The sequence below is a fragment of the Microbulbifer mixtoriginis (SeqCode) genome (genome assembly GCF_052467705.1).
The window spans coordinates 4,745,097-4,758,580 of record NZ_CP174322.1 but is presented as its reverse complement, the minus strand read 5'-3'; the positions used below and the strand labels follow the sequence as shown (position 1 = coordinate 4,758,580).

Below are 13,484 nucleotides of genomic sequence, written 5' to 3'. Positions count from 1 at the left end.
CGATGACGCCTTACCCGGTGCTTTTTAACTATTGAAAGACATCGAACAGAAGTCAGAATTTGTTTTTAAATACCTATAGACGCCGATGCCTTGCGGCGACAGTAATACTCTACGCCGCACTAATTCGCTAGTTAGTCCAAAAGTGGATGGATAACAATAACAATTTCGCTGAAATAAGGTTGAACTGTGCATAAAAAAATAGTCGCGATAACTTTTCTGATCGTCGCTCTTATGTGTTCAGTAAGCTGTGAAAAGCGCTCTTCTCAACAAGTAGAATCACAGCAGGTTGAACCCCAACAGGTCGTCGCTGAACCCACTAAAGAACCTGAAATTGTTTTTGCGAACTACCCGGAACTCGGAGACCTACCCGCCTTACAGGAGCGAGGCATCTTGCGCTTACTTGCCACCCGAGGCCCTGAGGAGGATGCCCTGCCGCGTTCTGGCTTGCCGCAGGGAGAGTGGCGGGAGCTTGCAGAGAAATTTGCCTACAGCCGCAATCTAAGGCCCCAGTGGGTTTATGTGGATAACTTTTCCGGTTTGGTCCCCGCTTTGGCAGAAGGCCGAGGTGATGTGATCGCCACTAATTTTTCCCGCACGGCCAAAAGACGCTCGCAGGTGGCGTTCACACGGCCGCTACAAACGGTGAATGAACTAGTAATTACACTTCGCGATTTGAATAGCCCGCTACAGGAGGTAGCCGTACGCCGTGGCAGTGCCTATGCCGAAACCTTGAGTGAAGATACAGATCAGGCCTATAAGGTCACGCTCCTGGATGGTGCGGTGGCAAACAGCGCATTGTTAGATGCTGTTGTCGCAGGTAAGTATCAGGCAACCGTGATGGACAGTAATTTGGCCGATGCGCTTTTGCCCGATTATCCGCAGCTCGCTGCCAGTGATCAGCTGGAATCCAGCAGAGATATTGCCTGGGCAGTGCGTCTCAATGCCATAGAGCTACGACGTGAGCTCAATGAATTCCTGACTGCAGAACTGGTATTGGCCGGGCAAAACTCCAATAAAATGATGCGGGATTGGGAGGGTATTTTAGCGGATGGCACTCTGCGAGTACTGACCCGTAATCATCCAGCTTCTTACTTTATTTGGCGTGGGGAATTGATGGGGTTCGACTATGACCTGCTGAAAAAATTTGCTCGTGACCATAAGCTTCGCCTCAGTATGGTTGTGCCCGATGCGGATATGGATTTAGCAGATGCCCTGCAGGCAGGTATGGGCGATATGATCGCCTCGTCACTGACGATTACCGAGATGCGCCGTAAGCAGGGGCTCGTTTTTACGCGCCCCTACCTTGAGGTGACTGAACAGCTGATTGCTCCAAGCAAAGATATCTCCCTGCAAGGAGATGTGCCTTTAGAGCAAATGCTGTCGGGAAAGATGGTGGCTGTAAACCCGCAAACCAGCTACCGTGAGAGTCTCTCAGAGATGGTGGTATTGCAGCAGGAGCAGGGAATCGCCCCACTTCAGATATCTGAGCAGCTAGGTGCAACAACCGAATATTTAATCGATGCCGTTGCTCAGGGGTTATTTCCCTATACGATTGCAGATTCTCATCTGGTTGCGATCGAGAGCACTTATCGCGATGATTTTAGGGTGGTGGCTGAATTGCCCAGTGTCAGAGAAATAGCCTGGGCTGTGCGTGCAGATCAAAGCCAACTGCTGGGAAAATTAAATAACTTTTTAAATAAACACGATCGCGATTTGTTTTTTAATGTTACTTACAATAAGTACTTTAAAGAGAAAAAGCGTATTCTTCGCCATCAGGAAAATCGCCTGCGCAGTAGTAGTGGTTCACTTTCACCCTACGATCCTATAGTCCATAAATATACGGATAAAACGGATCGTGACTGGCGCATGGTGGTTGCTCAGATGTACCAAGAAAGCCAGTTCAATCCCCGCGCCCGTTCCTTTGCCGGGGCTCAAGGTCTGATGCAGGTGCTCCCGCGTACTGCTCGCCAATTAGGGGTTGATAATCTTTATGAGCCTGAGAATGGCATCCGTGCGGGAGTCTCCTATCTAGATTGGCTGGATCAACGCTTCCCACAGATGCTTTCGCAGGAGCAAAAAATATACTTTACTTTGGCTGCTTATAATGCCGGCCATGGCCATGTACGTGATGCTATAGCCCTTGCCCAGCGCATGGAATTAGATCCCAATCAATGGTTTGGCCATGTAGAACAGGCCATGCTGTTGTTATCCAAGCCTGAATACTATCGTCAGAGTCGCTTTGGCTATGTACGGGGTCGGGAGCCGGTTAAGTATGTGCGGGAGATACGGGATAGATATATAGGCTATCTCGGTGTAGAGCGTAATGGGCCTCCTCGGGGAGGCGAATGGTGATTCTAGCCTTGATGGCCTTATACCATAGCCGCTATTGCCTCAATCTCTAGTTTTAGGTCAGGGTGAATCAGATTAGAAACTTCTACTAGTGAACAGGCTGGCAAGTTTCCGTCATAAAACTGAAATAACGCTTTGCGCAGGTTACTGGTCTGTTCGATGTCCTTTATGAAGATTGTTAACTTAATGAGATCAGACTTGTTCCGCCCCTCGTATTCCAGGATATTATCTATCTGAGAGAGTACCTCTTGGGCTTGATCTAAAAATTCTTTTTTCTGAGAAGTGGTTCCCTGTGCGGTCAAGCCCGAAATGTAGAGCGTATTTTCATGGATAACAGAATGTACATAAGGGCCTTTTTGTGACGGTAGAAAGGGATATTCTCTTTTTTTAAGCATAATTAATCCAAGCTTATACGGAAAATTACAAATCTAGGGGTTATGGTTTCCAGTTCATTTTTATAGTCGACGCTAAGGTCTCTTGTGGACCAACTTTAGCGGCTCCGCCAATAATATAAATGGCATCGTTAATTGTAACAGCACCGTGTCCATGGCGAGCCATAGGGAGAGAGATTTCTTTTCTCCACTGATCACTAATTGGGTTGTATGACCAGATCGAGTTAAATGCAGAGCCTGTTTTCCAGTAACCGTTGGGGCCAAAGGCTTCTCCACCGGTAACTATTATCTTTCCCTTTAATGGTGTGGCAGTTAGCCCGGCAAGTGATTGGGGTAGCGGTCGTATTTTATTCCACTTGTCCAAGCTGGGATCATAGACTTCCGCGTAGGAGAGATTCCTAGCCTTATTATTTCCATTGCTAGCTTGGCGCCCACCAATAGCATAGATTCTATTGTTTAATGCCGCACCTGCTGCGGAATTTCGGCTGATAGTCGCCGGAGCTGCAGTTTCCCAGTTGGCATTGTCTATCAATATATAATGATTTTTCGTATCGCTATTTTTAAGTTGGTCGTTAGGTGTTTTTCCACCGATAACATGGATGCCTTTTGATGTGTTGGCATAGATGCTTTCGGCCATGGGAGCGGGCAAGCGGGGCCCAGAGGTCCAGATATCTTCACTGTTGGACAGCTTATAAACAGTAGCCTTGGCCTGCCAAGCATTGTTTTTTACTCCATTGAAACCTCCAATGCCATAAAGATATTTGGAGTTTGCAGCCATACCTAGATGGTGTATAGCTTCTGGAAGTGGTGGACCATCTCGCCAAGTTTTGGTTTGGGGTGAGAATATATAGGTGCGATCTGTAGGTGCTAGACCATAAAACATGGAATTAGATGATGGAATAAAACCACCTGAAATATAGATTTCTTCAAAGAATACAGAGGGGTATATTTCCTGAACGGCTGTTTTTAAGTCTGGTAGTTTAATGAATCGTAGTTTATGGGAAGATTGCCCTGTTCCAGCTTTCCCCTCCATTCCACCTAGTATAAATGGTGCCGCTCCGATAATTTTTAAAAAATCTCTTCTAAAGTAAGGCATATGTTTGTATCTTCCCTTAAATTAAATGGTAAAGCTTGCTTACAGCCTAAGTTTTTTTGTAAAAAATAGACTGTGTGGATCCTCTCTATAGTTGGAAAATGGCCCGCAGGATTTAAAGCCATTTTGATAGTAAAGTGCTATTGCTGGAGCAAAATTTAACCTGTTACCAGTTTCAAGCTTTACCTCACTGTAACCTCGTCTTCTGGCTTCATTTATTATCTCCTGTAATACAGCTTTAGCGACACCTTTGCGTAGGAAAGATTGGCTGGTTTTCATTGACTTGATTTCTCCCAGAGTAGAGGAGACTTCCTTGAGGGCGCCACAGCCTGCTAGAACGCCATTGATCTTTGCGCTCCAGAAGGTGATTTTGGGATCAACTAACTCTTCTGGTTTGAGGGCGTGCACACTTTCAGGGGGGGAGTGCTGTTGCATTTCTTTTAGGTGCTGCGCCAATAACTCTACGACGGTACCATCTGATAGATCGTCTTTTTGAACCGCTATATACATAGAGATGCCTTTGTTATTTTAAGTATAGATACCATTGATGTTTAATTTATGCAGGGCTAAATTATGTTGGGTAGTAATTGTTTTCATTGTTTTATAGGCATTTATCCATTGGAAGGCGAGTTCAATAAATAAGGGCCCAGAGGCCCTTAAATATTCTTATAGTATTGATTCTTTTATTTTTTTGTGCGCTCTACAGGGCATCTATAAAAATAGAATCCAATGTTATCCTTTATTCTTGATGAGTAAAGCTTGCCCCATTTTGATGCATCGTTCACTGGTGTAGAGATGATTTTTTAATGCTTTAACCAGTGTGGGCTTAAATTGAGGGTTTTCTTCAAGAGTGGTGCTTATTTTTTGAGCACCCTTATCTGAGCACATTAGGGGAAAAATATTGGTATAGCTACTGATTAGCTCTGAGGAATCCTCATTATTAATTTGCTCCAGTGCGTAAAGGATTTTTTCGCTGTTATTATTAAATAGGGAGATTTGTTCATCTTTAAATAGAGAATAAGAGGCCTTGCGCAGTTCACTCAACTTGAAGTTATCCCTGTGCTGAATTAAGTTTTCTAACCATTTTTGTTTGATTTCTGGTAAAGGTCTTACCGCTTCGGCAGCAATGGCATTCAGTTTTGATCTGTCTGAGCTATCTTTGCTTAGTTCACGGGCAATAGCTTGTTCATAATCAGAATATAAATAGCGATTTTGCAGGTGAATTAAATCCCAGCGCATATCCGGATCTAAGATCAGTCCTTTAACTGAGAGTTCACCCATCAGTAATAGTTTGGCATTGTTGAGCGCACTGTTCGAATGAGCTATTTCGGTAAATAGCTCAAACCAAGTCTTTTGTTGATCGCTGCCTGCAGGTGCCTGCTGTAGCCGCTCCCACACAAAATCCTCCATAGTTTTTAGAATTTTACTACGGCGCTGTTGATCAATAGGAACTTGGTTTAGATAACTATGGACATAATTTAAATAGCGCGCATTGAGTCGAATAGCACTGATATCTTGTTCGACGACACCATTATTAATAACAAAACTGATGTATTCATCAAGGGGGAGCTTTGCATCATAGGCGCTGTCGAATAGGCTTTGCCACAGCATAAGACGGGTGAAAGGATTTTCAATGGCATGGAGGTATTGAGCCATATTTTTCAGTGTGATTGAGTCAAGAGTTACCTTGGCAAAAGCCCAATCTTCCTCGTTAGGATAGAGAATTTGAGGGCAGGATAACCCTTTAGCACTCTCTACTTTGGTTAATGCGTCGCTGTACCTTACCGACAGGGTGGCATAGCGTTTCATAATCCCCTCATCCATACGATAGAAACCGAGCTGAGTGCGTTGTTCGCGTAGCGTCGGGTAATCATCTGGAGCTGTCTGTGTCAGACTAAGGTCGGTAATCCGATCATTTTCACATTCGAAACTTGCTTCAATAGTGTTAAGACCGGCTTGATAAAGCCATTGTTGTTGCCATTCCTCCAGATTGATGCTGGCGGCCTTGCCCAGATGATTAATAAAATCATCAAGTGTAGAATTTTTGTAAGAAAACTCTTTCAGGTAACTGCTAACGCCTTGACGAAATTTTTCTTTACCGAGGAAATAGGGTAATTGTTTGAGTATAGAGCCCCCTTTACCGTAGGTAATACCATCAAAATTGCTAAAAGCTTCTTCGGTATTTTTTACTGGTAGCTGGATGGCATGAGTAGTGGGCCTTTGATCGGAGTAATAAGCCCACTGTTTAGTACCAAGATAAAAATTTTCCCAGGCATTGGAAAATTCACTGTTCTCTGCTAAAGATAGGTTGGCCATATAAGTGGCAAAACTTTCATTTAGCCAAAGATCGTCCCACCAGTTCATGGTCACTAGATTGCCAAACCACTGATGTGCCAATTCGTGCGCAATAACATTGGCCAAGCGCATACGCTGGGCCTGGGTTTTTTCTCCACGAGATACGTAGGCATCATTAAAAGTGACTGCTCCCACATTTTCCATGGCACCCGCATTGAAGTCGGGTACCAGGATCTGATCATACTTATTAAAGGGGTAATCTATTCCAAAATAGGGTTGGAAAAATGCAAAGGACTGCTTAGTGAAGGTAAACCAGTCTTCGGTTTTAACATATTGTGCCAGGCTCTGACGGGCCATCAGGCGTAGAGGGATACCTTTGGCGTTATCCTCCCAAATATGGTAGGGCCCAGCGTGTAATGAGAATATGTAGGATGAGAACTTTGGAGTTTGTGGAAAAAACCAATGCTTTATTTCACCCTCGTGCTCTACTCTATGTTCCCGCTCCGCACTGATTACTATCCACTCTTTTGGCGCTGTGACATCTAGTGTATATCGAGCTTTAAGGTTCGGTTGGTCAAAATGTGGGAAAAGGCGATTGGCGTCATAGGGTTGAAAATCAGTGTATAAATAGACTCTACCATCTATAGCGTCTTTAAATCGGTATAGACCCGACCCATTATTTGAATAAGGATGTCGATAATTTATTGTAATTGTATGCTTCTTATTGGGCAGCTGTGTATTATCAATACGAATAAAATGTCCATTGTAACTGAAAGGAGTCTTTTGGTTATCCACCTGTACAGTTTCAACAGTACCTCCAGAGAAATCGACAGTTAGAGGCTGTTGTAAGGGTTTGTTGAATTCAATTTCAGTTACAACTGTGCCGGAAAAACTTTCTCCGTTGCGATCAAGATGAATACTCAGTTGGTAATCTACCTCTGCAATTTGCTGTTTTCTCAGCTTTGCATATTTCTCAGATAGCCCCGCGATCTCCGCTCTTGTTACAGGTTTTGTTGTAGAAGTTTGTGCGGCTTCTGTACTACCTGGCTTTTGCTCACAGGCAGCGAACATGATACTGCACAAGAGAGTGGTAATAAGTCTTAATCTTTTAATCTTGGTTTGATTGATCATGGTGGTCTCACCGATCGGTTAGTTGTTATTGCTATGATTCTATATTGGTCCGCAATTTATGCACCGAGAATCTTACTATTGGTGCTATACAATAAATAGATGAAATGGCCCAAATAAAAAGCGGTTAAAGTGGGTTAGTCTTCAAAATTATATCCCATGTAGATTCGGGATTATTTTATTAGCAGGGCTTGAGCGTTAAGGGGTTGTTCTTATGGGGTGAATTGCTGTTTAGCAAGGGGGGAAGCCGCTAACAGAATAAAAACGCTATTGACCGTTAGCAACTTCAAGAACAGACTCAGCGAGGGCGTTTACCAGTCCATCAATCTCTTCACGGCGTGTAATAAATGGCATGCCCAATTGAATGGTGTCTCCGCTATAGCGAACATAAAAGCCTTTCTCCCACATCTTTAAGGCAATGCGGAATGGGTGTAATAAGGGCTCCCCTGGGGCTCTCTCAATCGTTAGCGCGGCGGCTAGGCCACAGTTGCGGATATCGTAAACCAGAGGCAAGTTGCTCAGCTGATGTATATATTCTTCCAGAAGATAGGCAAGCTCTGCTGAGTGCTTGAAAAGGTTATCTCTCTCTAGAAGATCCAAGGTCGCAAGTGCTGCTGCACAGGCTACTGGGTGCGCTGAATAAGTGTATCCATGGGGCAGCTCCAACTGGTAGTCGGCTCCTCCTTGCTGCATAAACGTCTCATAGATCGTTTGCTGCACCACCGTGGCTCCCATGGGGATGACTCCGTTGGTGAGTTGCTTGGCGATATTGATAATATCTGGAACTATGCCAAAAAGCTCTGCACCTGTAGCAGTGCCCAGTCTGCCAAATGCGGTGATTACTTCGTCGAAAATCAGTAGGATTTGGTGTTGCTCGCAAATATCTCTAAGTCGCTGTAGGTAGCCTTCTGGTGGGGGTAAAATACCGGCAGAGCCAGCCATTGGCTCAACGATGACAGCGGCAATATTGCTAGCATCGTGTAGCTCAATAATTTCTAATAGTGATTCGGCAAGGTGTGCCCCATTTTCAGGCTGTCCGCGACTAAAGCGATTTTCCGGCAGTAGTGTATGGGGAAGGTGAGCGGTGGAGAGCGCCGGACCATAGATGGCTCGGTTGGCTCCGATGCCGCCGACACTAACTCCACCAAAATTCACTCCGTGATATCCCTTACTTCGACCAATCAGTTTGGTCTTGCTGGCCAGTCCTCTTTTGCGCCAATAGGCACGGGCAATCTTCAGCGAGGTCTCCACTGCTTCAGAGCCGGAATTGGTGAAAAATACCCGATTGAGGCCCTCCGGCATTAAGCGAGTGATTCGTTCCGCCAACTTGAAGGAGCCGGGGTGGCCAAACTGAAAGGAGGGGGCGAAGTCTAGAGTCTCCAACTGCTGGTTAATGGCTTTGGCGATTTCTTTTCGATTATGACCCGCGCCACAGGTCCACAGGCCTGAAAGGCCATCGAATATCTGGCGACCATCAGCACTGGTGAAATAGCACCCATCAGCGGCTGTAATCATTCGTGGGTCTCGTTTGAACTGCCGGTTACCGGTGTAGGGCATCCAGTGTGCATCGAGTTGTGTTTGGCTGAGCCCTGCAAGTTTGTCGTTCATTTTTATTTTCCGACAATTGGGACAGTTATCTTAGACAATCTTTAAATAGTTCGTTGTTACCACTTGAAGCCCTAAAGATACATTGTGAATTTATTCAAGGCCCTCTTAATTCTGGACCAACTTTTCTATTTAATAAATTGCCTAAAACTAACTTTAGTTGCATAAGTGGGGGCTTTTGAGAAAGGTTTGAAGTATGGGGCTTGATTGTAGCTTGTCGGTTCTAGCGTAGTTTTTAGACCGGAAGAGGTGGAGCGAGAGGAGTCGTAAGGGTACTGACAACTCAACGATAAAGAAGGGGAAGTGCCGGGGACTTGAGTCCCCGGTAACAAAGAAGATCAGACTGCGGTAGCAATCCGGTCAACGTAAGGGGCGAGTTCAGGCTTGTTCTCCAGGATTTCTTCCCGGGTGAGGCCGTCGATCTCATGAGGGAATACCAGCCACTCTTCAGTCTTGTGGATAAAGTAATCCGGCTCGCGCTTCGCTTTGTTGTTTTTCGGCTTGTAGTAAGGCGTTGCGATACGAATCTCTGGCGTGTTCTTTTTACAGGCTGCGCGCAGGTCTTCAATTGTTTGTTCAATACTCAGGCCGGAATCGTGCACATCGTCAACGATCAGCAGGGAGTCGTGGGACTCAAGGCGCTTAATCAGGTAGTTCAGACCATGCACTCGGACTTTCTTGTCGCGCTCGCCGATACCGAGGTAGGAGGAAGTTCGGATTGCGATATGGTCCGCATCCACACCCATCACATGAAGCAATTCTTGTACCGCGATACCTACCGGAGCGCCGCCACGCCATACACCAACGATGTAATTAGGGCGGAAGCCGCTCTGATAGATTTGTTCGGCAAGCGCGTAGGAATCAATCAGCAGTTGCTGTGCGCTGATAAAATGCTTTTTCATCTGTGTACCCCTCAGAAAAAGGCGAACTTGGCAATAAAGAGAGCCGCTAACACGTAGACACTGATGCTGACGTCTTTACTGCGCCCGCTCAGTGTTTTGATGACTGCGTAGGCAATAAAGCCCAGAGCAATACCGTGAGCGATAGAGAATGATAACGGCATCATTACTGCCGCAATCACCGCCGGAGCGGCTTCGGTGATGTCATCCCAGTCGATGGAAGACAGACCGGAGGTCATCAGGACGCCGACATACAGCAGAGCTCCGGCGGTCGCATAAGCGGGAATCATCCCGATCAGCGGGGAAAAGAAGGTTGCCAGCAAGAACAGACCAGCGCAGACCACTGCAGTCAGACCGGTGCGTCCGCCTGCGGTAATGCCCGCGGTGCTCTCAACGTAACAAGTAGTAGTGGACGAACCCAGAACAGAACCGACTACAGAAGCGGAGCTGTCTGCCATCAGGGCTTTGCCCATGCCCGGCAACTTACCGTTTTCATCGAGAAGCTTGGCGCGGTCGGAGACACTCAGCAGAGTGCCGGCAGTATCGAACAGGTCTACGAACAGGAAGGCGAAGATTACACTGATCATACCCACTTCAAATGCCCCGGCGATATCCAGTTCGAGGTAGGTGGGCGCCAGGCTCGGTGGTGCGGAGACCAGGCCGGTGAACTCTACTTTACCAATAGCCAGTGCAATAACGGTAACTGCGAGAATGCCAATCATTACCGAGCCGAGCATACGGCGGTAGGACAAAGCCACAATAATAAAGAAGCCCAGAGCAGCCAGCATAGCTTCAACAGACTTAAGGTCCCCCAGAGTCACCAGGGTGGCGGGGCTGGCAACCACGATCCCTGAGCTCTTCAGGGCGATAATCGCCAGGAACAGTCCAATACCGGCTGCCAGGGACTGCCTCAGGGAGGTGGGAATACTGTCGATTATCCATTCCCGCAACTTAAAGATACTAAGCAGTAGGAACACTACCCCTGATATAAACACTGCACCCAGGGCAACCTGCCAGCTATAGCCCATTTCGCCCACCACTACATAGGCGAAGAAGGCGTTGAGGCCCATTCCCGGCGCCAGTGCGATGGGGTAGTTGGCGTACAGCCCCATAATTAGACAGCCGATCGCAGCAGCAAGACAGGTTGCCATAAACACGGCGCCCTTATCCATACCAGCCGCCGCCAGGATGTTGGGGTTTACAAAAATGATGTAAGCCATGGTCAGGAAAGTGGTTACACCGGCAATCACTTCCCGGCGAACATTTGTCTGACGCTCAGACAGCTTGAACAGCTTTTCCAATAAAGAGGCGTCGCCGCCCGCCTGGGGAATACCAGACCCTGGGGTCGCTGATGTTTGGATATCAGAGGGTTTCATATCAGAAGTGGTACTTTACTAGCAGGTTAACATTGCGCTCGTTGGAGTCGGTATTAAAGGTTCCATCTTTGAACCCAAATTTGTCATTCCAATGCACGTATTCAATACCGGCATACAGGGCTTTCGGCTCACCCCAATTGGCGCCCACATCCCACTTGAGCTGGGAGGTAAAGTTCATACTTGGGTGTGTATTTTCTGCGGCGCTGGTCCAATCGATAAAACCGTCGTATACGAAGCTGGAGTCTCCCAGGGTAAATGGCATGGCCCAAACCAGGGTCAGCTGCTCGTTGCTGGCCTTGTCATCGTTATCGCGGCGGTAGGCGTTTACTTGGACAAAAGAAAAACCCGGAACTGCAAGGTCGAAACCGAGACCTGTCAGAACGTTGGTGAAATGCGGGCCTGTTGCTGTGAGGTGATCGGGGTCATCCATATTGCCCAGCTCTACAGTGGTTGCCACTAATACGTCGGTTACCGGCCCCCAAGCCAGTTCACGATCGCTGAGCTTCCCCAGGCTCAGACGAGGAGAAATTTCTGAATAGAGCTCCTTTGAACCATCTTCTGAATGCAGATAGTCGGCAAAGATAAACAGGTCTCCCCAGCTGTGGCCACTGGCGTGTTCAAAGGTCACTACAGAGCGCTCGGAATCATCGGTGGTCAGGCTGTAGTTCATTTCATAGTCGCGGCCATACAACAGGCTGAGGCTGTTATCGCTCCAAGTCATTTCTGCTTGGGCAGCTACAGACAACAGGCCGGAGGCCAGTAGTAGCAGGGGCTTGGTTGGTTTCATTGTATTACCTCTGTTACAGCGACAGGCGGAAACCGCACTGGCGGCCGACACTTGGGTCGGCAGTTGGTTAAAAAATAGTCGCGGAATATACCCGAGTTTACCGAGTGTTTTCCAGTATTTTTTTTCAGCAATAGCCTCTAGGTGAGTAGCCTTAAAGCAATGAAGTACTAATAAATTTTTAAAAATAAAAACTAAATACCTTTTAGCGGTTGGGTAAGCCTACAACCGGGAAAAAGGCCTATTGAAGGGCTGGCCTGATTTTTGGTTACCTTGAATCGGTACTTTAAATAAGGAAAGGTTGTGGACCAATACTTGCTGCCTGCAAATAGGGCGCCAGGTGGTACAGGGAGCACTAATAAGGTGCAAGAGTTTGTAAGGCAAAGCGTTGTGGAAAGACCTGAAGGGAACTGTATTAAGCGGAGCTGAGTACACCTTGTGCACGGGTCATCCTACTAGCATGCACCATTGAGGTGCATCGTGAAGATTCTATGTAAGGCTTTCTTTTAATAGTGGGCCCTGATGTAGGAGTGACTTACGAGTGACTTGTGAGTAACTTCGTTATTAATCAGAGTCAGTTCTTCCCAGCAACACATGTGTTAAAGTACTGCACTCAATTAGGAGGATATTTCAAGGCTTGCCGGTTAGTAGTGACCTGATTACGCCTTCTGTTGTTTTTTTGAGCACTTGGTGGGAGAGACTCACGAACCGCCCTATAAATAGGTGCAATATGTGTCTCTCGGGGCTCTGGCAGCTGCCTTGTTATCCGGATGTCATCTGGGAAGCCCTTGATCGGCCCTGGTGGCGTAAATAATAAATTGGGGTCGCTATACCCCGTATGTACCAATTGGTTGCTTGAGAAATCTATCCCCCAGGGTGTTGGCTTGTGATTTATGTCAATCAGCGGGATGAAGAAGAGCGGCCGGGAGTGGGAGGTTTTATGAAATCCAATTGCTTGCACCTTGCAATCCCCGCAGGGGACCTTGAGGTAGCCAAGAAATTTTACTGTGACGTTTTTGGCTGTAAAACTGGAAACAGCGAAGAAGGGCGTTGGGTAGATATCGATTTCTGGGGCAATGAACTTACTTTGCATCAGAGTGAAGAGAAGCTGCCGAACGTACGCCATAAGGTTGATATGGGAGCGGTAGCTGTTCCCCATTTCGGTATTCACCTGCCGGATGATGAATTCCAAGCCCTGAAAGCTCGTATCGAAGCTGCTGGCCTGGAGTACTTGGATAAGCCATATCGTCGCTTCGTTGGCAGTGAGTACGAACAGGAAACCTTCTTTATCGAAGATCCGAACGGTAATGTGCTGGAAATGAAAACTATGGTGAATCCAGAGCTGATGTTTAAATAGCGTTATGGATCACAGCTAGCACACATTGAGTTAGCCCGAGGTACCATACGTATGGTCTTTTGTATTGTATCTTGGGTTAATTTAAATTTTTTACCTCCTATTATTTTTTTCCTTTCTTTCCCTGCTTTTATTGTTTAGTTGTTTTTGAAAACCATCTCATAAGTGAAAGTACTGCCTGAAGCGTTGATGGTTGCGAGGTTATTTTA

Annotated in this window: 10 protein-coding genes; 2 read left to right on the top strand and 8 right to left on the bottom strand. The window is 46.6% G+C overall.

The features are described from left to right. Window positions 1–186: 186 nt before the first annotated feature. Entirely contained in the window at window positions 187–2,352 is a 2,166-nt protein-coding gene (locus tag ACJJIB_RS20605; RefSeq protein WP_444887417.1) for an MltF family protein, read from the top strand. 17 nt (window positions 2,353–2,369) lie between these two features. On the opposite strand, the gene ACJJIB_RS20600 is transcribed toward ACJJIB_RS20605, so the two are convergent. From ACJJIB_RS20600 to ACJJIB_RS20565, 8 genes are all read right to left on the bottom strand, one after another. Further along, complete coding sequence (locus tag ACJJIB_RS20600; RefSeq protein ID WP_444887416.1) at window positions 2,370–2,744, bottom strand: RidA family protein; 375 nt, start codon at window positions 2,742–2,744, stop codon at window positions 2,370–2,372. 40 nt (window positions 2,745–2,784) lie between these two features. Then, a complete protein-coding gene (locus ACJJIB_RS20595) occupies window positions 2,785–3,837 on the bottom strand; it encodes a Kelch repeat-containing protein (protein WP_444887415.1) in 1,053 nt (350 codons plus the stop codon). A gap of 39 nt (window positions 3,838–3,876) precedes the next feature. After that, on the bottom strand, window positions 3,877–4,344 hold the full coding sequence (locus tag ACJJIB_RS20590) for a GNAT family N-acetyltransferase (RefSeq protein ID WP_252083613.1): 468 nt from the start codon (window positions 4,342–4,344) through the stop codon (window positions 3,877–3,879). Window positions 4,345–4,566: 222 nt separating this feature from the next. Beyond that, complete coding sequence (gene pepN, locus ACJJIB_RS20585) at window positions 4,567–7,260, bottom strand: aminopeptidase N (protein ID WP_444887414.1); 2,694 nt, start codon at window positions 7,258–7,260, stop codon at window positions 4,567–4,569. 264 nt (window positions 7,261–7,524) lie between these two features. Continuing rightward, window positions 7,525–8,865 (bottom strand): omega-aminotransferase AptA, encoded by a 1,341-nt coding sequence (gene aptA, locus ACJJIB_RS20580; protein WP_444887413.1) that lies wholly within the window; start codon window positions 8,863–8,865, stop codon window positions 7,525–7,527. Between the two features lie 335 nt (window positions 8,866–9,200). Beyond that, window positions 9,201–9,764, bottom strand: a complete 564-nt coding sequence (locus ACJJIB_RS20575; protein ID WP_252083610.1) for a phosphoribosyltransferase — start codon at window positions 9,762–9,764, stop codon at window positions 9,201–9,203. Window positions 9,765–9,775: 11 nt separating this feature from the next. Further along, complete coding sequence (locus ACJJIB_RS20570; protein WP_252083609.1) at window positions 9,776–11,137, bottom strand: NCS2 family permease; 1,362 nt, start codon at window positions 11,135–11,137, stop codon at window positions 9,776–9,778. Window position 11,138: 1 nt separating this feature from the next. Then, window positions 11,139–11,924, bottom strand: coding sequence for an outer membrane protein OmpK (locus tag ACJJIB_RS20565; RefSeq protein WP_444887412.1), 786 nt, complete (start codon window positions 11,922–11,924; stop codon window positions 11,139–11,141). A 937-nt stretch (window positions 11,925–12,861) separates the two neighbouring features. On the opposite strand from ACJJIB_RS20565, the gene ACJJIB_RS20560 reads away from it, so the two are divergent. Further along, the gene (locus ACJJIB_RS20560) at window positions 12,862–13,278 is read left to right on the top strand and encodes a VOC family protein (RefSeq protein ID WP_444887411.1); all 417 of its coding nucleotides are present in this window, start codon (window positions 12,862–12,864) and stop codon (window positions 13,276–13,278) included. Window positions 13,279–13,484 lie beyond the last annotated feature (206 nt).